Source organism: Paraburkholderia sp. SIMBA_053 (assembly GCF_046534895.1).
GTDB lineage: Bacteria > Pseudomonadota > Gammaproteobacteria > Burkholderiales > Burkholderiaceae > Paraburkholderia > Paraburkholderia caledonica.
The window spans coordinates 1-276 of record NZ_JAWRXU010000583.1 but is presented as its reverse complement, the minus strand read 5'-3'; the positions used below and the strand labels follow the sequence as shown (position 1 = coordinate 276).

Sequence of the window (276 nt, the reverse complement as noted above, 5' to 3'; positions counted from 1 at the left end):
TGCGGGCCCAAACTCGAGGATGCCGCACGCAGGGTGCTCGTCCTGTCTGCCGATCAGGCGCTACATCCCGCAACCTATGTCGCCCGGGCGGCGGCCAGTACCGGTGCAACACCCTATCGGTGCGTGATCGCCGGCCTCTCGGCTGCGACGGGCAAACGCTTGCCGGCTGTTCGCGTCGGGGCCTTTTCCCGCTTCCTGACCGAAATCGACAACGCGCAGGATGCGACTGGGCCAGTCACGATTCGCGTGCGCGAGAGTGAAGACATTCCTGGCTTC

1 protein-coding gene is annotated in these 276 nt (G+C 65.6%); it reads left to right on the top strand.

The genetic code is table 11. The features are described from left to right. Window positions 1-276 (top strand): citrate/2-methylcitrate synthase (locus tag SB753_RS36935; RefSeq protein WP_410805094.1); only part of this gene is annotated, 276 nt, incomplete at both ends.